At 71.6% G+C, this 25,585-nt stretch carries 19 protein-coding genes; 13 read left to right on the top strand and 6 right to left on the bottom strand.

Annotation, left to right across the window (positions count from 1 at the left end):
* Positions 1-159: 159 nt before the first annotated feature.
* Positions 160-3,237, top strand: a complete 3,078-nt coding sequence (gene uvrA, locus OIE75_RS09100; RefSeq protein WP_307011222.1) for an excinuclease ABC subunit UvrA — start codon at positions 160-162, stop codon at positions 3,235-3,237.
* A 159-nt stretch (positions 3,238-3,396) separates the two neighbouring features.
* Here uvrA and OIE75_RS09095 read toward each other — a convergent pair whose 3' ends face one another.
* Positions 3,397-4,305, bottom strand: a complete 909-nt coding sequence (locus OIE75_RS09095) for a carbohydrate kinase family protein (RefSeq protein WP_329470278.1) — start codon at positions 4,303-4,305, stop codon at positions 3,397-3,399.
* Entirely contained in the window at positions 4,302-5,366 is a 1,065-nt protein-coding gene (locus OIE75_RS09090; RefSeq protein ID WP_329470276.1) for a LacI family DNA-binding transcriptional regulator, read from the bottom strand. The genes OIE75_RS09095 and OIE75_RS09090 overlap by 4 nt, the downstream gene beginning before the upstream one ends.
* Positions 5,367-5,570: 204 nt before the next feature.
* On the opposite strand from OIE75_RS09090, the gene OIE75_RS09085 reads away from it, so the two are divergent.
* Positions 5,571-5,996, top strand: coding sequence for a Rieske (2Fe-2S) protein (locus OIE75_RS09085; RefSeq protein ID WP_329470274.1), 426 nt, complete (start codon positions 5,571-5,573; stop codon positions 5,994-5,996).
* A gap of 78 nt (positions 5,997-6,074) precedes the next feature.
* Here OIE75_RS09085 and OIE75_RS09080 read toward each other — a convergent pair whose 3' ends face one another.
* Positions 6,075-7,025, bottom strand: a complete 951-nt coding sequence (locus OIE75_RS09080) for a hypothetical protein (RefSeq protein WP_329470273.1) — start codon at positions 7,023-7,025, stop codon at positions 6,075-6,077.
* A gap of 352 nt (positions 7,026-7,377) precedes the next feature.
* On the opposite strand from OIE75_RS09080, the gene uvrC reads away from it, so the two are divergent.
* The 11 genes from uvrC (at position 7,378) to pgi (ending at position 21,827) form a co-directional block, all read left to right on the top strand.
* Positions 7,378-9,552: an excinuclease ABC subunit UvrC gene (uvrC, locus tag OIE75_RS09075; RefSeq protein ID WP_329470272.1), complete on the top strand. Its 2,175-nt coding sequence runs from the start codon at positions 7,378-7,380 to the stop codon at positions 9,550-9,552.
* Complete coding sequence (gene rapZ / locus OIE75_RS09070) at positions 9,549-10,565, top strand: RNase adapter RapZ (RefSeq protein ID WP_307011210.1); 1,017 nt, start codon at positions 9,549-9,551, stop codon at positions 10,563-10,565. The genes uvrC and rapZ overlap by 4 nt, the downstream gene beginning before the upstream one ends.
* Positions 10,562-11,653: a gluconeogenesis factor YvcK family protein gene (locus OIE75_RS09065; protein ID WP_125492556.1), complete on the top strand. Its 1,092-nt coding sequence runs from the start codon at positions 10,562-10,564 to the stop codon at positions 11,651-11,653. The genes rapZ and OIE75_RS09065 overlap by 4 nt, the downstream gene beginning before the upstream one ends.
* Entirely contained in the window at positions 11,644-12,636 is a 993-nt protein-coding gene (gene whiA, locus OIE75_RS09060) for a DNA-binding protein WhiA (protein ID WP_307011207.1), read from the top strand. The genes OIE75_RS09065 and whiA overlap by 10 nt, the downstream gene beginning before the upstream one ends.
* A 211-nt stretch (positions 12,637-12,847) precedes the next feature.
* Positions 12,848-15,802 carry a M14 family metallopeptidase gene (locus OIE75_RS09055; RefSeq protein WP_329470270.1) on the top strand — a complete coding sequence of 985 codons (2,955 nt, stop codon included), beginning with the start codon at positions 12,848-12,850 and terminating at the stop codon, positions 15,800-15,802.
* 226 nt (positions 15,803-16,028) lie between these two features.
* On the top strand, positions 16,029-17,039 hold the full coding sequence (gap, locus tag OIE75_RS09050) for a type I glyceraldehyde-3-phosphate dehydrogenase (RefSeq protein WP_122615080.1): 1,011 nt from the start codon (positions 16,029-16,031) through the stop codon (positions 17,037-17,039).
* A gap of 139 nt (positions 17,040-17,178) precedes the next feature.
* The gene (locus OIE75_RS09045; protein ID WP_329470267.1) at positions 17,179-18,390 is read left to right on the top strand and encodes a phosphoglycerate kinase; all 1,212 of its coding nucleotides are present in this window, start codon (positions 17,179-17,181) and stop codon (positions 18,388-18,390) included.
* Between the two features lie 39 nt (positions 18,391-18,429).
* A complete protein-coding gene (gene tpiA, locus OIE75_RS09040) occupies positions 18,430-19,185 on the top strand; it encodes a triose-phosphate isomerase (RefSeq protein ID WP_307017823.1) in 756 nt (251 codons plus the stop codon).
* Positions 19,186-19,301: 116 nt separating this feature from the next.
* Positions 19,302-19,532 carry a preprotein translocase subunit SecG gene (gene secG, locus OIE75_RS09035; RefSeq protein WP_030866729.1) on the top strand — a complete coding sequence of 77 codons (231 nt, stop codon included), beginning with the start codon at positions 19,302-19,304 and terminating at the stop codon, positions 19,530-19,532.
* A gap of 199 nt (positions 19,533-19,731) precedes the next feature.
* On the top strand, positions 19,732-20,067 hold the full coding sequence (locus tag OIE75_RS09030; RefSeq protein ID WP_003976875.1) for an RNA polymerase-binding protein RbpA: 336 nt from the start codon (positions 19,732-19,734) through the stop codon (positions 20,065-20,067).
* Between the two features lie 104 nt (positions 20,068-20,171).
* Positions 20,172-21,827 (top strand): glucose-6-phosphate isomerase, encoded by a 1,656-nt coding sequence (gene pgi, locus OIE75_RS09025; protein WP_307011200.1) that lies wholly within the window; start codon positions 20,172-20,174, stop codon positions 21,825-21,827.
* A gap of 25 nt (positions 21,828-21,852) precedes the next feature.
* On the opposite strand, the gene OIE75_RS09020 is transcribed toward pgi, so the two are convergent.
* From OIE75_RS09020 to OIE75_RS09010, 3 genes are read right to left on the bottom strand one after another with little or no spacing between them, the layout of a single operon-like run.
* The gene (locus tag OIE75_RS09020; RefSeq protein WP_329470266.1) at positions 21,853-24,186 is read right to left on the bottom strand and encodes an ABC transporter permease; all 2,334 of its coding nucleotides are present in this window, start codon (positions 24,184-24,186) and stop codon (positions 21,853-21,855) included.
* A gap of 51 nt (positions 24,187-24,237) precedes the next feature.
* Positions 24,238-24,993, bottom strand: a complete 756-nt coding sequence (locus OIE75_RS09015; RefSeq protein ID WP_329473952.1) for an ABC transporter ATP-binding protein — start codon at positions 24,991-24,993, stop codon at positions 24,238-24,240.
* Between the two features lie 32 nt (positions 24,994-25,025).
* Positions 25,026-25,541 (bottom strand): PadR family transcriptional regulator, encoded by a 516-nt coding sequence (locus OIE75_RS09010; protein ID WP_307011196.1) that lies wholly within the window; start codon positions 25,539-25,541, stop codon positions 25,026-25,028.
* Positions 25,542-25,585: the final 44 nt, after the last annotated feature.

The raw sequence follows: 25,585 nt of genomic DNA, 5'->3' as shown, positions 1-25,585 counted from the left end.
GTGCGTGCTATAAGGTCGGAGGCGGCGTCGGGCATGCTGGGAAGTCGGGGTTTGTTGACAACCGGTGAATCCGACCGGCGTTGTCAGTGGCTCCCCCTAGTCTGAGAAAAGACGGGGGCCCCGCCCCTGTCACTTCTCTCAAGAAAGGTGCGGACCGGCGTGGCCGACCGTCTCATCGTCCGTGGCGCGCGCGAGCACAACCTGAAGAACGTCTCGCTCGACCTGCCGCGTGACTCGCTCATCGTCTTCACGGGCCTCTCCGGGTCGGGCAAGTCCTCCCTGGCCTTCGACACCATCTTCGCCGAGGGCCAGCGGCGCTACGTGGAGTCGCTCTCCTCCTACGCCCGGCAGTTCCTCGGACAGATGGACAAGCCGGACGTCGACTTCATCGAGGGCCTCTCCCCGGCGGTCTCCATCGACCAGAAGTCGACCTCGCGCAACCCGCGCTCCACGGTCGGCACCATCACCGAGGTCTACGACTACCTGCGCCTGCTCTTCGCCCGCATCGGCAAGCCGCACTGCCCGGAATGCGGCCGGCCGATCTCGCGCCAGTCGCCGCAGGCCATCGTCGACAAGGTCCTCGAGCTGCCGGAGGGCAGCCGCTTCCAGGTGCTGTCGCCGCTGGTGCGCGAGCGCAAGGGCGAGTTCGTCGACCTCTTCGCGGAGCTCCAGACCAAGGGCTACTCCCGCGCGCGGGTGGACGGCGAGACCATCCAGCTCTCCACCCCGCCGACGCTGAAGAAGCAGGAGAAGCACACCATCGAGGTGGTCGTCGACCGCCTCACCGTCAAGGACTCCGCCAAGCGCCGCCTCACCGACTCCGTCGAGACCGCGCTCGGCCTGTCCGGCGGCATGGTCGTGCTCGACTTCGTCGACCTCCCCGAGGACGACCCCGAGCGCGAGCGCATGTACTCGGAGCACCTGTACTGCCCGTACGACGACCTGTCCTTCGAGGAGCTGGAGCCCCGCTCCTTCTCCTTCAACTCGCCCTTCGGCGCCTGCCCCGACTGCTCCGGCATCGGCACCCGCATGGAGGTCGACCCGGAGCTGATCGTCCCCGACGAGGACAAGTCCCTCGACGAGGGCGCCATCCACCCCTGGTCGCACGGACACACCAAGGACTACTTCGGCCGCCTGATCGGCGCCCTCGCGGACGCGCTCGGCTTCCGCACGGACATCCCCTTCGCGGGCCTCCCGCTGCGCGCCCGCAAGGCCCTGCTGAACGGCCACAAGACCCAGGTCGAGGTCCGCTACCGCAACCGGTACGGCCGCGAGCGCCGGTACACCACGGCGTTCGAGGGCGCGATCCCGTTCGTCAAGCGCCGGCACAGCGAGGCCGAGAGCGACTCCAGCCGCGAGCGCTTCGAGGGCTACATGCGCGAGGTGCCCTGCCCCACCTGTGAGGGCACCCGGCTCAAGCCCCTCGTCCTCGCGGTCACCGTCATGGGCAAGTCGATCGCCGAGGTCTCGGCGATGTCCATCAGCGACTGCGCCGACTTCCTGGGCGAGCTCAAGCTCAGCGCCCGCGACAAGAAGATCGCCGAGCGCGTGCTCAAGGAGGTCAACGAGCGACTCCGCTTCCTGGTCGACGTCGGCCTGGACTACCTCTCGCTGAACCGCGCGGCCGGCACGCTCTCCGGCGGCGAGGCCCAGCGCATCCGGCTGGCCACCCAGATCGGCTCCGGACTCGTCGGCGTGCTCTACGTCCTCGACGAGCCGTCCATCGGCCTGCACCAGCGCGACAACCACCGGCTGATCGAGACCCTCGTCCGGCTCCGCGACATGGGCAACACCCTCATCGTCGTCGAGCACGACGAGGACACCATCAAGGTCGCCGACTGGATCGTCGACATCGGCCCCGGCGCCGGTGAGCACGGCGGCAAGGTCGTGCACAGCGGCTCCCTCGAGGGACTGCTCGACAACGCCGAGTCGCAGACCGGCCTGTACCTGTCCGGCAGGAAGGCCATCCCGCTGCCCGACATCCGGCGCCCGCACGACCCGTCCCGGCAGCTCACCGTGCACGGCGCCCGGGAGAACAACCTCCAGGACATCGACGTCTCCTTCCCGCTGGGCGTCTTCACGGCCGTCACCGGTGTCTCCGGCTCCGGCAAGTCGACCCTGGTCAACGACATCCTGTACACGCACCTGGCCCGCGAGCTGAACGGTGCCCGGAGCGTGCCCGGCCGCCACACGCGCGTGGACGGCGACGACCTCGTCGACAAGGTCGTGCACGTCGACCAGTCGCCCATCGGCCGCACCCCGCGGTCGAACCCGGCGACGTACACCGGAGTCTTCGACCACGTCCGCAAGCTGTTCGCCGAGACGACGGAGGCAAAGGTCCGCGGCTACCTGCCCGGCCGCTTCTCCTTCAACGTCAAGGGCGGCCGCTGCGAGAACTGCGCGGGCGACGGCACGATCAAGATCGAGATGAACTTCCTACCGGACGTCTACGTCCCGTGCGAGGTCTGCCACGGTGCCCGGTACAACCGGGAGACCCTGGAGGTCCACTACAAGGGCAAGTCCATCGCCGACGTCCTGAACATGCCGATCGAGGAGGCGACCGACTTCTTCGAGGCGGTCCCCGCGATCTCCCGGCACATGAAGACGCTCAAGGACGTCGGCCTCGGCTATGTCCGGCTCGGCCAGTCAGCGACCACCCTGTCCGGCGGTGAGGCCCAGCGCGTCAAGCTCGCCAGCGAGCTGCAGCGCCGCTCCACCGGCCGCACGGTCTACGTTCTGGACGAGCCGACCACCGGTCTGCACTTCGAGGACATCAGCAAGCTGCTGACGGTCCTGGCCGGGCTGGTCGACAAGGGCAACACGGTCATCGTCATCGAGCACAACCTCGACGTGATCAAGACCGCCGACTGGGTCGTCGACATGGGCCCCGAGGGCGGCGCCGGCGGTGGCCTGGTGGTCGCCGAGGGCACGCCCGAGCAGGTCGCCGGGGTTGCCACCAGCCACACCGGCAAGTTCCTGCGGGACGTCCTCGGTGCCGACCGGATCAGCGACGCGTCCTCCGTGCGGAGCCCGCGCAAGGCGGCGGCGAAGACGGTGGCGTCCAAGGCCACCGCCAAGAGGACCGCGACGAAGTCGGTCGCGGACACGGCCGCGAAGAAGGCCGCTCCCAAGGGGGCCGCGGCGAAGAAGACCACCGCGAAGACCTCCGCCGCGAAGACGGCCAAGAAGGCCGCCAAGCCCGCCGCGAAGAAGACGGCGCGGACGAGCAAGGCCTGAGCCGAGTCCGGCGCCGCACCGGCCGACATCGACGCGCCGGGGCCCACGATCATCCGTGGGCCCCGGCGCGTCGCACAGGTGGCCCGGGCCGGCCGGACGGCGCGCCCCGCGGGCTTGACGACCCGCGTTGGTGCGGTCCGCCGCCCGCCGGGCGCGCCGTCAGGCGGTCATCTCGTGGGCGTACGGCGGTTCGGCGCCCGCGCGGGAGCAGGTGAGCGCGGCCGCGCGGGCGGCGAATCCCAGCAGCCCCGTCCATCCCTCCGGTCCCAGGGCGGCCAGGCCGTCGGGGTCGAGGGCGTCGCGTGCGGCGAGGCCGTGCAGCAGTGCGGCGTTCACCGTGTCGCCCGCACCGATCGTGTCCACCACCTCGACCCGCTCGCCCGGCACCGCGTACTCGCCCCCGTCGCGGGTGAACGCGGTGAGCCCGGCTCCACCCCGGGTGACCACGACCGCCGCCGGTCCGGACGCCAGCCACTCCCGGGGCGTGCCGCCGAGCCACGCGGCATCCTCCTCGGACAACTTCAGCAGCGACACGGACGGCAGCCAGCTCTTGAACCGGGCCCGGTAGGCGTCCGGATCCGGAATCAGTCCGGCCCTGATGTTCGGGTCCAGCGCGGTGAGGACGCCCCGCGCGGCCGTCTCGCGCAGCAGCCCCTCGTACGCGCTCGCACCCGGCTCCAGCACCAGCGAGCAGGTCCCGAAGGACGCCGCCCGGGTGCCCGACGGCAGGTCGGCGGGGACCGTGAACAGCCGGTCCGCCGTGCCGTCCACGTAGAAGGAGTACGCGGCCGAACCGTCCGCGCCCACCGAGGCCACGGCGAGCGTCGTCGGCTCGGTCCCGCGTTGCACGGGCGCGATGTCCACCCCCGTCTCCCGCAGCCGGTCCAGGAGCGCCTCGCCGAAGGCGTCGTACGAGACCCGGGAGCAGAAGGCGGTGGGGGAGCCGAGGCGGCCGAGTGCGACGGCCGTGTTGTACGGGCCGCCACCGAGGGCGGGCCGCAGAGCGGCGAGGGCGCCCGTGCCCTGCGGTACCAGGTCGATCAGTGCCTCACCGGCGACGACGATCACGGGAGGGTCCTTTCGGGAGCGGTGACGTGGGCTTGCTCGGTCTGCTCGGGGCAGCCGCAGGACGTGCGGTGGACGAAGGCGCAGGGCAGGCGCACGGTCCGGGCGGGCCGGTCCGGCGCGGCGAGGCGTTCCAGCAGCAGCCGCACGGCCTGCGCGCCGAGGTCCCTGCTGGGCTGGGCGACGGCGGTGAGGCGCGGCGTGAAGAGATCGGCCCACGCGAAGTCGTCGAAGCAGCACAGCGCGACGTCGCCGGGCACGGACAGGCCCCGGTCCCGAAGGGCGCGCAGCGCGCCGATCGTCATCGCGTTGTTGGCCGTGACCAGCGCGGTGGGCGGCACCGACCACGACAGCAGGGCCGCGGTGGCCCTTTCGCCGCCGTCCGCCTCGGAGTCGCCGTGGACCAGCAGCCGGTCGTCGAAGGGCAGTCCGGCGGTCGCGAGGCCGTGCCGGTACCCGGTGATCCGCTCGCGCGTCGTGCTGAGCCCCGGCCGGCCCGCGACCAGGCCGATCCGGCGATGGCCGAGTCCGGCGAGGTGGCCGACCAGCAGCGCCGTCGGCTCGGCGCCCTCCGCGCAGACCTGGTCGAAGCGCGGCGCGCCGTCGCCCTCCGGCACCTCGACCACCCGGTCGAGGAACACGGCCGGCACCCGGTGGCGCCCGAGATAGGCGACCAGGTCCCCCGGCTCGGCGGAGGGCGCGACGATCATGCCGTCCACGCGCCGCTCGTGCAGCAGCTGTACGACCTTGCGTTCGTGTCCGGGATCGTCGTGCGGGTCGGCGATGAGCAGGCTGTAGCCGTGCTCCAGCGCACTGGCCTCGACGCCCTGGAGAATCTCCGTGAAGTACGGGTTGCTGATCGCCGACACCGCGAGCCCGATCGAGCGGGTGCGGGAGGTCACCAGGGAACGGGCCAGCGTGTTGGGGGTGTAGCCCAGCTCCTCGACGGCGTCGAGCACCGCCTGACGGGTGCCCGGCAGGACCGGGCGCGTGTCGTTGAGCACGTGCGAGACGGTGGCCACGGAGACCCCGGCGCTCCGTGCGACATCCACCATGGTCGGCATCGGCGTCCCCATTTCCGTATCGCCGCGCACCGGCTCCGTGCCGCGTGTGCGTGCGTCGGCCGGGACCGTACCCCATGCGCCGGGTCCGCGTAAACGCTTGCGCAAACGTTTACGCCAGGACCCCGAACCGCCCACCCGCCCCGGAACGCCGACCCGCCCGCCGGATATCGTCGCCCTGCACGCCCCCTGAACAGTGGAGACCCCATGCCTGGCCGCCCCGCCCCGAGCCGCCGTACCGTCCTTCGCTCGGCGGCCCTCACGCCCGTCGCCGGACTCACGGCGGCCGCATGCTCACCGGGCGACGACGGCGCCGCCCCGGCCAGGCCCACCGCGCCCGTCGAGCTGGGAGCGGAGGGCGAGGTCGCCAAGGGCGCGACGAAGCTCTACCCCGACGGCAACGTGGTGGTCAGCCGGGCCGAGGACGGCACCCTGAAGGCGTTCAGCACGGTCTGCACGCACGCGGGGTGCCCCATCAAGAAGCTGGAGGGCACGAAACTGGTCTGCCCCTGTCACGGCAGCGAGTTCGACGCCCGGACCGGCGAAGTGCTGCACGCCCCGGCGACCGCGCCGCTCATCGAACTCCCGGTCGAGGTGAAGCGGGGCCGCATCGTCGCGAGCCCCGGGACCTGACCGTGGCGGGCGAGGAGCCGCCGGCTCACCGCGCCCGTCCGCGCCCGTCCGCGCCCGCCCGCGCCCGCCCGCGCCCGCCTACTCCCAGTCCCACCCGATCCCCAGCATCCCCGTCCGCGCCCGCGGCTCCACGAGATGCACCGAGTGGTGCCGCCCGCTGAGGGTCAGCTCCTGCCGGCCGCCGCGCGGCGCCGCCGGCGAGTGCTGGGTGAACCGGTGGCAGCGCACCGGCAGCGCCGCGGCGTCGAACCGCACCTGGAGCGCGTACTGCCCGCCCGCCGCACCGAACCCGCGGACGTACTCCCGTGACACTCCCGCCGTGCCGTCCTCCACGCCGTAGCGGAAGAGATGGGTGTCCCCGGCGCGCAGCCACGTGTCGAAGAGCACCTCCGTCACCAGCAGACCGGTGTCGTGGTGGATGCGGACGCGTCCCGTGCGGCAGTTCTCCAGCGCGTGGACCGTCATCCGCGCGGGAGCGCATCCCGGATCGCCGTAGTGGACGGCGACGAAGCGGTCGACGCCGTTGCGGTGGGCGCGGACGATGTGGTGCGACTCGCGTCCCGCCAGTTCGCGGTGTGCACCGACGCGGATCAGCTCGTGGTGGCCGAGGATGTGCACCCCGCTGTCCGGCGACGGTTGGTCCAGTTCGGCCAGCAGCCGGTCCAGGACGCCCGAAGCCTCCAGGTGGGCGCGGTAGGAGCGGGCGGCGGGCCGTCGCTCGGGGGAGTCCTCCTCGGCCTCGGCGAGCAGGCGGATCAGCGATTCCTCGGGCAGCTGGAGTATCTCCTCCAGGGCTCGCACGGCCCGCAGCGACTCGGGGCGCTGCGGGCGGCGGGCGCCCTGCTGCCAGTAGCTCAGGCTGGTGACGCCCACCTTCACCCCGTGGCGCGACAGATGGTGCTGCACACGCTGCAACGGTAGTCCGCGAGCGGCGATCGCGGCGCGCAGGGCGACGTGGAAGGGGCCACCGCGCAGGGCCGAGTCGAGTTCCGCGGTGGCGACGTCCGCGTGCTGTGTGGCGTGCGGCATGCAGGGGCCTTTCTGTGAAGTTCACGACGGCTGGTCAGACCGTCGACGCGGATCGGCCGGGGCCGCCCTCCCCCGGTCGCGGCGCAGCGGTCTTCACATCCGTACGCCGCGCTTCAGGGCCCCGAGTCCCCCCGCATTGAAGCGTGTTGACCTAGTCCCGACAACACCTGACGCCCGACCGTCACGCGCTCCTGGCCGAGAACGCACGGGCCCGCCGTCCCGAGGGCACGCGGCGTGACCGACCGGCCCCGGACCGTCCCTCCCCGGGCTTCCCCGGCGGCCGTCCACAGGGGCCGGACCCGTCGTCCACAGCCCCGCCGGAGTGTCGGCCCTCGCCAGTAGGGTGTGACTCATGGCCGACCCCTCCAGCTACCGCCCCAGGCCGGGTGAGATCCCGGACTCCCCGGGGGTGTACAGGTTCCGTGACGAGCACCGCCGGGTGATCTACGTCGGAAAGGCGAAGAGCCTGCGCCAGCGCCTGGCGAACTACTTCCAGGACCTGGCGAACCTTCACCCCCGCACCCGCACCATGGTCACCACGGCCGCGTCCGTGGAGTGGACCGTGGTGTCCACGGAGGTCGAGGCGCTCCAGCTGGAGTACTCCTGGATCAAGGAGTACGACCCCCGGTTCAACGTCAAGTACCGCGACGACAAGAGCTACCCGTACCTCGCGGTGACGATGAACGAGGAGTTCCCACGCGTCCAGGTGATGCGCGGCCACAAGAAGAAGGGCGTGCGCTACTTCGGGCCGTACGGGCACGCCTGGGCGATCCGCGACACGGTCGACCTCCTGTTGCGCGTCTTCCCGGTGCGCACCTGCTCCGCCGGTGTCTTCAAGAACGCCGCCCGTACCGGCCGCCCCTGTCTGCTCGGCTACATCGGCAAGTGCTCCGCCCCCTGCGTGGAGCGGATCTCCGCCGAGGACCACCAGGAGCTGGCCGAGGAGTTCTGCGACTTCATGGCCGGCCGCACCGGCACCTATCTGCGCCGTCTGGAGCGGAAGATGGGTGAGGCGGCCGAGGACATGGAGTACGAGCGGGCGGCGCGCCTGCGCGACGACATCGGGGCGCTCAGGAAGGCCATGGAGAAGAGCGCGGTCGTGCTCGCCGACGCCACCGACGCCGATCTGATCGCGGTCGCGGAGGACGAGCTGGAGGCCGCCGTCCAGATCTTCCACGTGCGCGGCGGACGCGTGCGCGGCCAGCGCGGCTGGGTCACCGACAAGGTGGAGGAGATCACTACCGGCGCCCTCGTGGAACACGCCCTCCAGCAGTTGTACGGGGAGGAGAGCGGGGACGCCGTTCCCAAGGAGGTCCTGGTCCCCGCCCTGCCCGATCCGGTGGAGCCGGTCCAGCAGTGGCTGACCGACCGCCGGGGTTCGGGCGTGTCGCTGCGCATCCCGCAGCGCGGCGACAAGAAGGCGTTGATGGAGACCGTTCAGCGCAACGCCCAGCAGGCACTCGTCCTGCACAAGACCAAGCGCGCCTCCGACCTGACGACGCGCTCGCGCGCCCTGGAGGAGATCGCCGACGCCCTGGATCTCGACAGCGCCCCGCTGCGGATCGAGTGCTACGACATCTCCCACCTCCAGGGCGACGACGTCGTGGCCTCCATGGTCGTCTTCGAGGACGGACTGGCCCGGAAGAGCGAATACCGCCGATTCCAGATCAAGGGCTTCCGGGGACAGGACGACGTCCGTTCCATGCACGAGGTCATCACCCGCCGCTTCCGCCGCTATCTCGCCGAGAAGGAGCGGACCGGCGAGTGGGCGGACGGGGAGGACGACGGCGTCACGACGGCCACCACCGACGGCGAGACCCCCGGCCACGGCACCGCGCCCGGCCAGGGCACCGCGCCCGACCACCACGCCACGCCCAGCGACGCCGCCGACGACCTCGCCCTCACGGACGGGCCGGCCCTCAAGGACGACGACGGTCGCCCCAAGCGCTTCGCCTACCCGCCCCAGCTCGTCGTCGTCGACGGCGGACAGCCGCAGGTGGCGGCCGCCCAACGGGCCCTGGACGAGCTCGGCATCGACGACATCGCCGTCTGCGGCCTCGCCAAGCGGCTGGAGGAGGTCTGGCTGCCCCGCGAGGACGACCCGGTCGTCCTGCCGCGCACCAGCGAGGGGCTGTACCTGCTCCAGCGGGTCCGCGACGAGGCCCACCGCTTCGCGATCACCTATCAGCGCACCAAGCGAGCCAAACGCTTCCGCTCCAGCCCGCTGGACGAGGTGCCGGGCCTGGGGGAGACCCGCAAGCAGGCGCTGATCAAGCACTTCGGTTCGGTGAAGAAGCTGCGGTCGGCGACGATCGACCAGATCTGCGAGGTGCCCGGCATAGGCCGGAAGACGGCCGAGACGGTCGCCGTGGCCCTCGCCCGGGCCACCCCGGCCGCGCCCGCCGTCAACACGGCGACCGGAGAGATCATGGATGACGAGGACGGGGCGCCCGAGACGACGGCGGACGCCCCGGGGGAGCCCGTGTCCGCGGGCACCCCGGACGAACGACGGGGGCAGGAGAGATGACCGAGCACGAGGCACAGCCCACAGCCGGACGAGAACAGACCCACCGCACGACCGGCGAGGACGCCGGCCCGCAGACGGCCGGCCCCGGACCGGGCCAGGACGACGGAGCACAGGTGAGTACGGGCAAGGAAACAGCCGGGGCGCACGAGGCGGCCATCCCCGAGCTGGTGATCATCTCCGGCATGTCCGGAGCCGGCCGCTCGACGGCCGCCAAGTGTCTGGAGGACCTCGGCTGGTTCGTCGTCGACAACCTGCCGCCGGCGCTGATCCCCACCATGGTGGAGCTCGGCGCCCGCTCGCAGGGCAACGTGGCCCGCATCGCGGTCGTCGTCGACGTCCGCGGCCGGCGCTTCTTCGACAACCTGCGCGAATCCCTCGCGGACCTCGACACCCGCGGTGTCACCCGGCGGATCGTCTTCCTGGAATCCTCCGACGACGCGCTGGTGCGCCGCTTCGAGTCGGTGCGCCGCCCGCACCCCCTCCAGGGCGACGGCCGCATCGTCGACGGCATCGCCGCCGAGCGGCAGCTCCTCCGCGAGCTGCGCGGCGACGCCGACCTGGTGATCGACACCTCCAGCCTCAACGTGCACGAGCTGCGCGCCAAGATGGACGCCCAGTTCGCCGGTGAGGAGGAGCCCGAGCTGCGGGCCACCGTCATGTCCTTCGGCTTCAAGTACGGCCTGCCGGTCGACGCCGACCTGGTCGTGGACATGCGCTTCCTGCCCAACCCGCACTGGGTCCCGGAGCTGCGCCCCTTCACCGGCCTGAACGAGGAGGTCTCCTCGTACGTCCTCAACCAGCCGGGCGCCAAGGAGTTCCTCGACCGCTACGCCGAGCTGCTCCAGCTGATCGCCGCGGGCTACCGTCGGGAGGGCAAGCGCTATGTGACCGTCGCCGTCGGCTGCACGGGCGGCAAGCACCGGTCCGTGGCCATGTCGGAGAAGCTCGCCGCCCGGCTCGCCGCCGAGGGCGTGGAGACGGTGGTCGTCCACCGGGACATGGGACGGGAATGACTGGACGTACTCCGCGGCTGAGCAGGCTGCGCCGGGTGGTGCCCGAGGGACGCGGCGGCAGGACCGCCGAGACCCGCGCCGCCCGGCCCGAACAGGCGCGCGGCGGCAGGCCGCGCCGCCGGGGCGCCCAGCCCAAGGTCGTCGCCCTCGGCGGCGGCATGGGACTGTCCGCCTCGCTCGCCGCACTGCGCCGGATCACCGGCGACCTGACCGCCGTCGTCACCGTGGCGGACGACGGCGGCTCCAGCGGGCGCCTGCGCGACGAGCTGGGCGTGCTGCCGCCCGGCGACCTGCGCAAGGCGCTGGCCGCGCTGTGCGGCGACGACGACTGGGGCCAGACCTGGGCCCGCGTCATCCAGCACCGCTTCCAGTCCCAGGGCGACCTGCACGAACACGCGGTCGGCAATCTGCTGATCGTCGCCCTGTGGGAGCAGCTCGGCGACCATGTCCAGGCACTGGACCTGGTCGGCAAGCTGCTCGGCGCGCACGGGCGGGTGCTGCCCATGTCCGCCGTCCCGCTGGAGCTGCAGGCCCTGGTCCGGGGGCACGACCCCGGCCGCCCGGACGAGGTCGACACCGTCCGGGGGCAGGCGACGGTGGCGCTCACGCCCGGTGAGGTGCAGTCCGTGCACCTGGTGCCGGGCGCCCCGCCGGCCGTCCCCGAGGCGGTGGACGCCGTCCTGGACGCCGACTGGGTGGTGCTCGGCCCGGGCTCCTGGTTCTCCTCGGTCATCCCGCACCTGCTCGTGCCGGATCTGCTGGACGCGCTGGCCGAGACGAAGGCCCGCCGGGTCCTCTCCCTCAACCTCGCTCCCCAGCCCGGAGAAACCGAGGGGTTCTCTCCGCAGCGTCATTTGGAGGTTTTGGGACGACACGCCCCTAAACTCGCCCTGGACGTGGTGCTGGCCGACGAGGCCGCCGTGCCCGACCGTGACTCGCTCACCGACGCCGCGAAACGGTTCGGCGCCGCGGTCGAACTGGCTCCGGTTGCCCGGACCGACGGGACCCCGAGGCACGACCCGGAGCTGCTGGCCGCCGCGTACGACCGTATTTTTCGGATGCATGGAAGGATCGGCCCATGGCGATGACGGCAGCGGTGAAGGACGAGATCTCCCGGCTCCCCGTCACCCGGACCTGCTGCAGAAAGGCGGAGGTATCCGCCATCCTGCGGTTCGCCGGCGGCCTTCACCTGGTGAGCGGGCGCATCGTGATCGAGGCGGAGCTGGACACCGCGCGGGCGGCCCGCAGGCTCAAGCAGGACATCCTGGAGATCTTCGGGCACAGCTCGGAGCTGATCGTGATGGCGCCGGGCGGGCTGCGGCGCGGCTCGCGTTACGTCGTTCGGGTGGTCGCGGGCGGTGACCAGCTGGCCCGGCAGACCGGCCTGGTGGACGGGCGGGGCCGCCCCATCCGCGGCCTGCCGCCGCAGGTGGTCTCGGGGGCCACCTGCGACGCCGAGGCCGCCTGGCGCGGCGCCTTCCTGGCGCACGGCTCGCTCACCGAGCCCGGCCGTTCCTCCTCCCTGGAGGTGACCTGCCCGGGTCCCGAGGCCGCGCTCGCCCTGGTCGGCGCCGCCCGTCGGCTCTCGATCCCCGCCAAGGCCCGCGAGGTGCGCGGCGTGGACCGGGTCGTCGTCCGCGACGGCGACGCGATCGGCGCCCTGCTCACCCGGCTCGGCGCCCACGACTCGGTGCTGGCCTGGGAGGAGCGGCGGCTGCGCCGTGAGGTCCGCGCCACCGCCAACCGCCTCGCCAACTTCGACGACGCCAACCTGCGCCGCTCGGCCCGCGCGGCCGTCGCCGCGGGCGCCCGGGTCCAGCGGGCCCTGGAGATCCTCGCCGACGACGTGCCGGAGCACCTCGCGGCCGCCGGCCGGCTCCGCATGGAGCACAAGCAGGCATCCCTGGAGGAGCTGGGCGCCCTCGCGGACCCGCCGCTGACCAAGGACGCCGTCGCGGGCCGCATCCGCCGCCTGCTGGCCATGGCCGACAAGCGGGCCTCGGACCTCGGCATCCCCGGCACGGACGCCAACCTCGGCGAGGAGGAGTTGGCGGACAGCCTCGTCGGCTGACCGAACGCGTACCGGTCCGCCGCACACGCACCAACCTCGCCGCACACGAGCCGTCAACACGTCGGTGCGGGCGCCCACTTGGGTGACCCGCACCGGCTTTCACGTGTCTTTACCGCGCCCTTGACTCGATCATGAGCTGTCATGAGCCTGGCATCTGTTCGCCACTGTGGCGGAACCAGGCCTGTCAGACAGGCCCCATCTAGGGGGGTTCATGAGACGAAGAGCGAGATCGATCCTCGCCGTCGGCGCGCTCCTGATCGGCGGAGCGGGCTTCGCACCCGTCGCCCAGGCACAACCCGCGAGCCCGGAGACCCCGGACGCGGACGAGGTGAAGGTCTTCCGTGCCGACGTCACCCAGGAGCAGGTGCCCCTGCTGCTGGCCGCCGGACAGGACGGCCACGAACTCACCGAGCGGGTCCCCGACCGGGGCACCGCCACCGTGGAGGTCTACCTCACCGACCAGCAGGCCGACAAGCTGGAGAAACAGGGCGTCGACCTCACCGAGCACTCCCTTTCCGGCCGGGCCGAGAAGCGCGTCGAGGACGCCGCCGACGGTGTCTTCCGCCCGTACAGCGGCAGCGGCGGCCTCCGCGAGGAGATCCTGCGGACCGCCCGGCAGAACCCCCGCCTCACCAAGGTCGTCTCCATCGGCAGGACGGTGAACGGCCAGGACATCCTAGCGCTCAAGCTCACCAGGAACGCGAAGGAGTCCAAGGACGGCTCCAAGCCCTCCGTCCTCTACATGTCCAACCAGCACGCGCGCGAGTGGATCACCCCGGAGATGACCCGGCGGCTGATGCACCACTACCTGGACAAGTACGACGAGGACCGGCGGGTCAGGAAGCTGGTCGACTCCACCGAGCTGTGGTTCCTGCTGTCGGCCAACCCGGACGGCTACGACTACACGTTCGAGAACACCGACAACCGCCTGTGGCGCAAGAACCTGCGCGACAACAACGGCGACGGCGCCCTCGGTGCCGGCGACGGCGTCGACCTCAACCGCAACTTCGCCTACAAGTGGGGCTACGACGACGAGGGCTCGTCCCCCAACCCCACCAGCCAGACCTACCGGGGCGCCGGCCCGAACTCCGAGCCCGAGACCAAGGCCCTGGACCGCTTCCAGAAGCGGATCGGCTTCACCTACGGCATCAACTACCACTCCGCCGCCGAGCTGCTCCTCTACGGCGTCGGCTGGCAGGTGGCCACCGACACCCCGGACGACGTCCTCTACAAGGCGCTGGCCGGCACGCCCGAGAACTCTGCGATCCCCGGCTACCACCCGCAGGTCTCCTCGGAGCTGTACACCACCAACGGCGAGGCCGACGGACACGCCGCCAACGTCAACGGCACGGCGATGTTCACCCCGGAGATGTCGACCTGCCAGACGGTCTCCGAGCAGGACCCCGACGACGAATGGAACGCGGCCGACTGCCAGTCGGGCTTCAATTTCCCCGACGACGAGAAGCTGATCCAGCAGGAGTTCGCGAAGAACATCCCCTTCGCGCTCTCCGTCGCCGAGAGCGCCGCCCACCCGGACCGGCCCTCCTCCTCGGTCGGCCCGGACGCCGCCGACTTCACCCCGGACGCCTTCACCACGTCCTACGCGCGCGGCGCCGACCAGGAGGTCTCCGTCGTCGCCCGCAAGTCCGTGCGCGACAAGGAACTGAAGTACCGCGTCAACGGCGGACGCACCCACGACGTGCGGCTGAAGCCCTGGCGGGGCGGCGAGACGTACGGCGGTGAGGACAACCTCTACTTCGACGAGTACCGCGCCAAGATCCGCCACGGCGAACGCGGCGACCGGGTCGAGGTCTGGTTCACCGGCGAGACCAAGGGCGGCAGACGCACCGCGAGCGAGCACTTCACGTACAAGGTCGCGGAGCGGCCCGGCGCGGACGTCCTCGTCGTCGCCGAGGAAGGCGCGAAGGCCACGCAGACCCGGACCTACGTCGACGCCCTCAAGGCGAGCGGCAAGCGGGCCGCCGTCTGGGACGTCGCCACGCAGGGCGCGCCCGACGCGCTCGGCGTCCTCGGCCACTTCGACACCGTCGTCCACTACACGGGCGCCGCGGTGCCCGGCAACGCCACCCAGCTCCAGCTGCGCGCCTTCCTCAACGAGGGCGGCCGGCTGATCGAGGCCGGTGAGCAGGCGGGCGGCGACGTCGACCTCGGCGGCGGCAGCCTCTCCGACGACTTCAGCCAGTACTACCTGGGCGCCTACACCCGCACTTCGACCACCGGCGCCACCGGGTTCACCGGCACCGGACGGCTCGACGGAGCCACCGGCGCGTTCGGGGCCGCGCCCGGCAACCCGCTGGACGCCGCCGGAACCTACAGCGTCACCTCGGACGAGCTGCCCGCCGACACCTATCCCCAGTTCGCGAGCGAGGGCGCCGGAAAGTTCGCCGGGACGGTCAACCCCTACGGGCCCTACGCGGGCGCGTGGATGGCGGCCGCCGTCCACACCGACGACGCCTACAAGCGCCTCACCCGCACCATCGACCTCACCGGTGTCACCGCCGCCGACCGTCCCACCCTCCGCACCCAGCTGCTGTGGGACACCGAACGCGGCTACGACCACGCACTGGTCGAGGCGCACACCACCGGCGCCGACGACTGGACCACGCTCCCCGAGGCCGCTGGCGCCACCGGCACGGCCGTGCCCGCGGAGTGCGGGGCCGGCTTCTACGTCGGCGAGCACCCCTGGCTGGAGCACTACCTCACCCTGTCCGACGACGGCTGCACCGCGACCGGCACCACCGGGCAGTGGAACAGCCTCACCGGCGCCTCCGGGGGCTGGCGGCAGGTCGAGTTCGACCTGAGCGCCTACGCCGGGAAGTCCGTGGACGTGTCGATCGCCTACGTCACCGACCCCGGCAGCGGCGGCCGCGGCGTCCTCGCCGACGAAGCCTCGCTGGTCGTCGGTTCCACGGCCACCGGCACCGAGGGCTTCGAGACCTCGCTGGGTGCCTGGCGGGTCTCCGGACCGCCCGCCGGCAGCCCCGCCGTCCTGAAGGACTGGGACCGCACCGGGACCCTGTTCCAGACGTACGGCGCGGTCACCACGGACGACACCGTGCTGCTGGGCTTCGGCCTGGAGCACCTGACCGAGCCGGCCGCCCGGGCGGCACTGGTCAGGCAGGCGCTGCGTGCCCTGGACGAGTGAATCCGGGCCCGGCGGGGACCTGACGGTGTAACGAAATCGGGTGATCGGTCCCCGTACCGCGCGGCGGTCCGTACCCCTACTGGCGGGTACGGACCGCCGTGCCGGGTATGGGTCGTCTCGATGTCACCCCGCAAGCCTCGGAGAGGTAGGGTCGGGGGTGGTCGGGGACATCCCAAATACAGCTCGCCGGCACATCGGGCCGGCGTACCAACGAGGAGATCGGTTCGTGACGATCCGCGTAGGCATCAACGGCTTTGGCCGCATCGGTCGTAACTACTTCCGCGCGCTGCTGGAGCAGGGTGCAGACATCGAGATCGTGGCTGTCAACGACCTGGGTGACACCGCGACCACCGCCCACCTGCTGAAGTACGACACCATCCTCGGCCGCCTCAAGCAGGAGGTCACGCACACCGAGGACACCATCACCGTCGACGGCAAGACCATCAAGGTCCTGTCCGAGCGCAACCCGGCCGACATCCCGTGGGGTGAGCTGGGCGTCGACGTCGTGATCGAGTCGACCGGCATCTTCACCAAGAAGGCCGACGCCGAGAAGCACATCGCCGGTGGCGCCAAGAAGGTCCTCATCTCGGCTCCGGCCAAGGACGAGGACATCACCATCGTGATGGGCGTCAACCAGGACAAGTACGACCCGGCGAACCACCACGTCATCTCCAACGCCTCCTGCACCACCAACTGTGTGGCGCCGATGGCCAAGGTCCTCGACGAGAACTTCGGCATCGTCAAGGGCCTGATGACGACGGTCCACGCGTACACGAACGACCAGCGCATCCTGGACTTCCCGCACAAGGACCTGCGCCGCGCCCGCGCCGCCGCGGAGAACATCATCCCGACCACCACGGGTGCCGCCAAGGCCACCGCGCTGGTCCTCCCGCAGCTCAAGGGCAAGCTGGACGGCATCGCGATGCGCGTCCCGGTGCCCACCGGTTCGGCCACCGACCTGGTCGTGGAGCTCCAGCGCGAGGTCACCAAGGACGAGGTCAACGCCGCGTTCAAGAAGGCCGCCGACGACGGCGACCTCAAGGGCGTCCTGTTCTACACCGAGGACGCGATCGTCTCCTCGGACATCGTCGGCGACCCGGCCTCCTGCACCTTCGACTCCTCCCTGACCATGGTCCAGGAAGGCAAGTCGGTGAAGATCCTCGGCTGGTACGACAACGAGTGGGGCTACTCGAACCGCCTCGTCGACCTCACGGTCTTCGTCGGCGAGCAGCTCTGAGCGACTCAGACTCAGCCGGCACCTCGCATGCGGTAGCAGGGCTCGGGCAGCGCAACGTCGCGCCGTCCGGGCCCTGCGTCGCGTCCGCGGTGACCGGCCCTCGTAGGATCACGAGCGATCCGAGAACCCAGGAGCCCTCTTGAAGACGATCGACGAACTGCTCTCCGAAGGCGTCGCGGGCAAGCGCGTATTCGTCCGCGCCGACCTCAACGTGCCGCTGGACGGCACCACCATCACCGACGACGGCCGCATCCGCGCCGTGGTGCCCACCGTCAAGGCCCTGGCGGACGCGGGCGCGCGCGTGATCGTCGCCTCGCACCTGGGCCGCCCCAAGGGCGCCCCGGACCCCGTCTACTCGCTGGCCCCGGCCGCCGCCCGCCTCGGTGAGCTGCTCGGCGCCGACGTCGCCTTCGCCGAGGACACCGTCGGCACCTCCGCCGAGGCCGCCGTGTCCGGCCTCGCCGACGGCGGCGTCGCGGTGCTGGAGAACCTGCGCTTCAACGCCGGTGAGACCAGCAAGGACGACGCCGAGCGCGCCGCCTTCGCCGACCGGCTGGCCGGCCTCGCGGACGTCTACGTGGGCGACGGCTTCGGCGCCGTGCACCGCAAGCACGCCTCGGTCTTCGACCTCCCCAAGCGGCTGCCGCACTACGCCGGCTATCTGATCGCCACCGAGGTCGGCGTCCTCAAGAAGCTCACCGACGACGTCCGGCGCCCGTACGTGGTCGCCCTCGGCGGCGCCAAGGTCTCGGACAAGCTCGCGGTCATCGACGAGCTGCTCGGCAAGGCCGACCGGCTCCTCATCGGCGGCGGCATGGCCTACACCTTCCTCAAGGCCAAGGGCTACGAGGTCGGCATCTCCCTCCTCCAGGAGGACCAGATCCCGGCCGTCAAGGAGTACATCGAGCGCGCGGAGAAGACCGGCGTCGAGCTGGTCCTCCCCGTCGACGTCGTGGTCGCGCCCGAGTTCCCCGACCTCAAGGCGAAGGCGCCGACCCACCCCGACACCGTCGCCGCGGACGCCGTCCCGGCGGACCGGATGGGGCTGGACATCGGTCCCGAGTCCCGCAAGCTGTACGCGTCCAAGCTCGTCGACGCCGCCACCGTCTTCTGGAACGGGCCCATGGGCGTCTTCGAGCACCCCGACTACGCCGAGGGCACCAAGACGGTCGCCCAGGCGCTTCTCGACGCCCCGGGCTTCACCGTGGTCGGCGGCGGCGACTCCGCCGCGGCCGTGCGGACGCTCGGTTTCGACGAGAATGCGTTCGGCCACATCTCGACCGGCGGCGGCGCCTCCCTCGAATACCTCGAGGGCAAGACGCTCCCCGGCCTCGCCGCACTGGAGGACTGACCCGCAATGGCATCCAATCCGTCCGGACGCACGCCGCTGATGGCGGGCAACTGGAAGATGAACCTCAACCACCTCGAGGCCATCGCCCACGTCCAGAAGCTCGCCTTCGCCCTCGCGGACAAGGACTACGACGCCGTCGAGGTCGCCGTCCTCGTGCCCTTCACCGACCTGCGCTCCGTGCAGACCCTGGTCGAGCACGACAAGCTCAAGATCAAGTACGGCGCCCAGGACATCTCCGCCCACGACGGCGGCGCCTACACCGGCGAGATCTCCGGCGCGATGCTGGCCAAGCTGCGCTGCACCTACGTGGCGATCGGCCACTCCGAGCGCCGGCAGTACCACGCCGAGACCGACGAGCAGGTCAACGCCAAGGTCAAGGCGGCCTACAAGCACGGCCTGACCCCGATCATGTGCGTCGGCGAGGAGCTGGAGGTCCGCGAGGCGGGCAACCACGTCGCCCACACCCTCGCCCAGGTCGAGGGCGGTCTCAAGGACCTCCCGGCCGAGCAGGCCGAGTCGATCGTGATCGCCTACGAGCCCGTCTGGGCCATCGGCACCGGCAAGGTCTGCGGCGCCGACGACGCCCAGGAGGTCTGCGCGGCGATCCGCGGCAAGCTCGCCGAGCTGTACACGCAGGAGCTGGCCGACAAGGTCCGCATCCAGTACGGCGGCTCGGTCAAGTCCGGCAACGTCGCCGAGATCATGGCGCAGGCGGACATCGACGGCGCCCTGGTCGGCGGTGCCTCGCTGGACCCGGACGAGTTCGTCAAGATCGTCCGTTTCCGCGACCAGTAGGTCGACCGGTGAGTATGCGGTAGCGGCGATACGTCGTACCCTTGCGGGGGCATGGTGGCCCGCTGTCACCCTGCCCCCGTTCATCCGAAGCCGAGGAAGTTGGTCCAGCCGTGGTTATGGGGTTCTCGATCGCCCTGATCGTCTTCAGCCTGCTGCTGATGCTGCTGGTGCTGATGCACAAGGGGAAGGGCGGCGGCCTCTCCGACATGTTCGGTGGCGGCATGCAGTCGTCCGTCGGCGGATCCTCCGTCGCCGAGCGCAACCTCGACCGGATCACCGTGGTGGTCGGTCTGGCGTGGTTCGCGTGCATCATGGTGCTCGGCCTGCTCATGAAGGCGAACAACTGACACCTCACGCACTTGTACACGTAAAGCCCCATGTCCGGTACGCGCTTGAGCGCGCCGCCTATCATGGGGCTTGCGTCTGTGCGCTGGAGCTTGTAACTCCAATCACTGGACGCGCGTTGGGCCTTACGTAGACTGAGGCGCTCGCAGCGAAGCGAACGCCGACTCGCTTTGCGGCACCATCACGCAGGGAGTTACGACCGTGGCAAGTGGCAACGCGATCCGGGGAAGCCGGGTCGGGGCGGGGCCGATGGGCGAGGCCGAGCGTGGCGAGTCCGCGCCGCGTCTGCGCATCTCCTTCTGGTGCTCCAACGGACACGAGACACAGCCGAGCTTCGCGAGCGACGCCCAGGTCCCCGAGACCTGGGACTGCCCGCGCTGCGGCTTCCCCGCCGGACAGGACCGGGACAACCCACCGGACCCGCCGCGCACCGAGCCCTACAAGACGCACCTGGCGTACGTGCGCGAACGCCGCAGCGACGCGGACGGCGAGGCGATCCTCGCCGAGGCGCTCGCCAAACTGCGGGGCGAGATCTAGCAACGGGCGGAGTTCCGTCTCCGTCGGTCGCCTTCACCTCTGATCAATTAGGTTGGAACAGCCGGGACAGCTGGGACACCTGAGGAAGAAGGCTGAAGACCGACATGAACGCAGACGGCCGTACCAGGCTCGACCAGACGCCCGAATGGACCGCGCTGGCCAAGCATCGCGAGCAACTCGGTGACGTGCGGCTGCGCGAACTGTTCGCCGCGGACCCGGGGCGTGGCACGGACTGGTCGCTGCGGGTGGGAGACCTGTACGTCGACCACTCGAAGCACCTGGTCACCGAAGAGACGCTCCGACTGCTGCGCCAACTGGCCGCCGCCACCGGCGTGTTCGGGCTCCGCGACGCCATGTTCCGCGGCGAGCGGATCAACATCACCGAGGACCGGGCGGTCCTGCACACCGCGCTGCGCGCCCCGCGGGACGCGGTCGTCGAGGTCGACGGCGAGAACGTCGTGCCGAAGGTGCACGCCGTCCTCGACAAGATGGCCGCCTTCTCCGACAAGGTCCGTTCCGGCGAGTGGACCGGTCACAGCGGCCGGCGCATCCGCAACGTCGTCAACATCGGCATCGGCGGCTCCGACCTCGGTCCGGCGATGGCGTACGAGGCGCTGCGCGCCTTCACCGACCGCTCGCTGACCTTCCGGTTCGTGTCCAACGTGGACGGCGCGGACCTGCACGAGGCGGTGCGGGACCTGGACCCGGCCGAGACGCTGTTCATCGTGGCGTCCAAGACGTTCACCACGATCGAGACGATCACGAACGCGACCTCGGCGCGCTCCTGGCTGCTCGACGCCTACGACGGCGACGAGAAGGCGGTGGCGAAGCACTTCGTGGCGCTGTCGACGAACGCGGAGAAGGTCTCCGGCTTCGGGATCGACACGGCCAACATGTTCGAGTTCTGGGACTGGGTCGGTGGCCGGTACTCCTACGACTCGGCGATCGGCCTGTCCCTGATGATCGCCATCGGCCCGGACCGCTTCCGGGAGATGCTCGACGGCTTCCGCATCGTCGACGACCACTTCCGCACCGCGCCCGCCGAATCCAACGTGCCTCTGCTGATGGGCCTGTTGGGCGTCTGGTACGGCAACTTCCACGACGCGCAGTCGCACGCGGTGCTGCCGTACTCGCACTACCTGTCGAAGTTCACCGCCTACCTCCAGCAGCTCGACATGGAGTCCAACGGCAAGTCCGTCGACCGCGAGGGCCGCGAGGTCGAGTGGCAGACCGGTCCGGTGGTCTGGGGCACGCCCGGCACCAACGGGCAGCACGCCTACTACCAGCTGATCCACCAGGGCACCAAGCTGATCCCGGCGGACTTCATCGGCTTCGCCGAGCCGGTGGCCGAGCTGAGCGACGGACTGAAGGCCCAGCACGACCTGCTGATGGCCAACTTCTTCGCCCAGACCCAGGCCCTCGCCTTCGGCAAGACGGCGGACGAGGTGCGCGCCGAGGGAGTGCCGGAGGAACTGGTCCCGCACAAGACGTTCCGGGGCGACCGTCCGACGACCACGATCCTCGCGCGGGAACTGACCCCGTCGGTGCTCGGGCAGCTCGTCGCGCTGTACGAGCACAAGGTGTTCGTGCAGGGCGCGGTCTGGGGCGTCGACTCCTTCGACCAGTGGGGTGTCGAACTGGGCAAGGTGCTGGCCAAGAGGGTCGAGCCGGCGCTCACGGAAGGGACGGAGGTGCCCGGTCTGGACGCCTCCACGAAGGCGCTGGTCGCCGCCTACCGGGAGCTGCGCGGCCGGCGGTGACCATGGTGCGGGTGGCCCGACCCGGTCAGGCCACCGCGCTCAACGTGTCCGCCAGACGTCTGCGGGCCGCCCGGGCCGACGGTACGGCGGCCAGGGCCGCGGCACCGAGCACGGCCGCCGTACCGAGGAGCGCCAGGAACACGGGGGAGGGGGACCGGGCGATCCCCGCGCCGATGCCGCTGGAGGCACCCTGGGCGTCGATCAGCCAGTGCGCCAGCGGCAGCCCGAGGGCGGTGGCGAGAACCACGGCCGCCAGCGCTGTGTACCCGGTGGCCGCGACGGTGATGCCGGTGATCTGGCGCGGTGACAGGCCGATCGCCTTGAGGGCGAGCAGGTCCCGTTCGCTCTCGCGGACGGTACCGCCGATCGCGGTGAGCAGTTCGATCAGCCCGATCAGGGCGAGCACGGCGATCAGCCCGAGGACGACCCCGCGCAGCGGGGAGAGCCCGTCGGCCGGGTTGGCCGCGGCGTGCACGTCGAGCCGGCCCCCTCCGGCCTCGGCGAGCCGCCCGGCCACGCCGTCCGGGTCGGCGCCGGGGTCCAGGCGCACCTGGTAGAAGGTCGGGTTCAGCCGCGGGTCGTTCTCCCTGAGGGTGTCCAGGGACGTGGAGATCACCCGGCCGGCGTTCTCCGGCTCGATGCTGCGGCCCACGATGTGCAGGATCTGCGGCTGGTCGCCGACGGTCATCCGCACCCAGTCGCCGACCTCCACCTCCAGCAGGTCGAGCAGCCCCTGCCCGGCCACCGCCTCGTCCGGACCCTGCGCGCGGCGGCCGTCGGCCAGGGCGTACGGGTAGGGGTCCTCGCGGGTGCCGAGTCCGCGCAGCGCGATGGTCGCGGTCTGGCCCGGCACCAGGGCGGCCACCTCGACGCCCGGATAGGCGGCGGAGACCTCCGGGTCGCGCTCCAGCAGGGCACGGGTGCCGCGGTCGCCGAGTCCGGCGTCGGCGCGGACGGAGAGGGCGGTCGGCAGCCCGATCTGCTCCGGCTTGCTGTGGAAGCGGTCGATCGTGGTCCACGCGCTCATCGCCACCACGATCAGCAGCAGCGGCAGGGTGAGGCGGGCGACCGTGGCGAGTGAGCGGGGGCGCCGGGTGAACGCCTTGTGCCAGCCGAGGACGAGCGCGGGCGGCACCCGGATGTCGAGCGGACCCTCACGCCCCCGCACCCCGCGCACCCTGAATCCGCGCACCCCCAGGGCGCGCCGGGCCGTGCCCGACAGCCCGCCGCCCCGTGCCGCCGCCGGACGGGGCACCGGAACCGGTGGCACCCGGCCCGCGCGCCAGGCCGCCAGCCCGGTGGTGGCGCCGATGAACAGGACCGCGCCCGCCGGTACGGCGAACAGGGCGACGGTGTGTCCGGGCAGCCCCTGCCACACGCCGACCGCGTCACCCAGCCGCCCGGGGACAAGGCTGCCGAGGGCCTGGGTGAGCGCGGCGGCGGCCACCGCCCCGAGCAGGGCGTAGGCGAGGTGCTGGAGCAGGAAGACCCGGACGACCTGGCCCGGGGTGAAGCCGATCGCCTTCAGCACGGAGATGTCCCGCAGATGACCCCGGATCCGGGTGCCGATCGCCCCGTGCACCGCGAACCCCGCGGCGAGCAGCGCGCCCAGCCCGAACAGGCCGAGGACCTGGCCGAGCAGCCGGTTGTCGCCCTGTGCCTCCGCACGGGCCTGCTGCCAGGTGGAGACCTGCCCGATCGCCCCGGCGCCCAGCACGGTCACCGCGCGCTGCACGACGTAGTCGGTGTCCCCGGGGTCGGTCAGCCGCAGCCCGATCACCTGGCCGCCCGGGTCGGGCACCCCGCCCGGCGGCGCCCACACCAGGCCCGGCTGCTCGCCCGGCCGGTAGCGGCGCTCGGGGCTGTCGGCGATGCCGAGCACCGTCAGGGTCCGGGGCGTACCCGGCAGGGTGAGGGCGTCGCCGGGCTGGGCCAGCAGCGCGCGGGCCAGACGGCTCTCCAGGACCACCCCGTCGGGATCCGACTGGTCGAGCCAGCGCCCCGCCGTGAGCAACGGCCGCCCCACGTCGGGCTCCTCGGCGGTGCCGCGCAGCTCGACGGAGGCGCGGGTGCCGCGCACGGCGACGGTCGTGGAGGCGGTGGGGTAGGGGCCGGCGACGGTCCGGACGCCGTCCAGACCGGCCAGCTCGCGGGTGTCGGCGCCGGTGTCGGTGTGCAGCCAGACGTGGGCGCCGCGGGCCTGCGTGAAGACGCGCTGCCACGGGTTCGTCGCGTACCCGAACAGGGCCGTGGCCAGCAGCAGCGAGGCGACGATGCCCGCGGTGGCGAGGACGAGGAACAGCGCCTCGCCCCGGTGCGCGCGCAGATCGGAGTGGGCCCGACGCAGGGTGGCTCGCACCGGCCTCAACGCTCCGATGCGCGGTGCGCGCGGTGGTCGTACGCCCGCATGTCAGTCCTTGAGTTCCAGCACGGCGGACGTGCCGGACCGGCGGCTCGGGGGCGGGCCGGCGTCCAGTTCGGCGTCGTCGGCGATGCGCCCGTCGAAGAAGCTGATCACCCGGTCCGCGGCGCTCGCGAGCCGCGCGTCATGGGTGACCAGCAGGATCGTCTGACCGCGCTGGTGGAAGCGGGTCAGCAGCCGCATCACCTCGCGGGTGCCCTTGCTGTCCAGGCTGCCCGCGGGCTCGTCGGCCAGCAGCAGCGGCGGATGGTTGACCAGCGCCCGGGCGAGCGCCACCCGCTGCTGCTCGCCGCCGGACAACTCACCGGGCATGCTGCGCTCCTTGCCCGCCAGGCCCAGCTCGGCCAGCAGCTCCTCCCGCTCGGCGCGCGCCCGCTTGGGCGGCACCCCGGCGAGCAGGGCGGGCAGCTCGACGTTGTCGGCGACGGACAGGTCGGAGACCAGGTTGAAGAACTGGAAGACGATCCCGATGCGCTTCCTGCGCTCGACCGCCCAGCGCGCCTCGCTGTACCGGTCCGTGCACGCGCCGTCCAGCCAGAGGCTCCCGGCGTCCGGCCGCTGGAGCCCGCCGAGCAGATGCAGCAGCGTCGACTTCCCGGCGCCGGACGGCCCGGTGATCGCCACGAACTCGCCCCGCCGCACGGACAGCCCGACCCCGCGCACGGCGTGTGCCGGGGCGCCCTCGCCGTGATGCGTCTTGACCAGGCCCTCGGCGCGCAGCACGGGAGCCTCGTCCTCGCTCACCCCGGAGGTGTCCCCGGAGCCGACCGCAGCGCTCACTCCAGCTCCTCCAGCTCTTCCTGGCACCGTTCCAGCCAGTCGAGGTCGGCCTGCAGGTGCAGCATCGCGCCCTCGATGAGGAGGTGGGCGACGCGGTTGTCGCGGTCTTCGGCGGCGGCCAGCTTCGACAGCTGCCGCATCGTGTTCAGATACTGCCGCCGCTGCTTGTTGATGAGGGCGACCTGGTCGGCGAGCCCCGTCTGCGGAGCCAGGGCGAGCTTCATGAAGAACTCGTCCCGCACCCGCGGCTCGTCCGCCGTCTCCTCGTACCAGGCCCGCAGCTCGTCGCGCCCGGCCTCGGTGAGGTGGTAGACCTTCTTGTTGGGCCGGCTCGACTGCTCGATGTCCTCGCCCTCGATCAGTCCCGTCTTCTCGAGGCGGCCGAGGGTGACGTAGATCTGGCCGACGTTCGGCTGAGGGTACGCGGAGCCCAGCAGTTGCTCAAGGTCCTGCTTCAGCTCGTAGCCGTGGGCCGGTCCGCGGGCCAGAAGGGCCAGAAGGTGCAGGCGCACTCAGCCGTCCTTCCCTTCTGGTCACATGTGCTCCAGGCCCTAGT

The organism is Streptomyces sp. NBC_01723 (assembly GCF_036246005.1).
Taxonomy (GTDB): Bacteria; Actinomycetota; Actinomycetes; order Streptomycetales; family Streptomycetaceae; genus Streptomyces.
The sequence above is the reverse complement of the archived record's forward strand: the minus strand, read 5'-3'. Positions and strand labels throughout refer to the sequence as shown.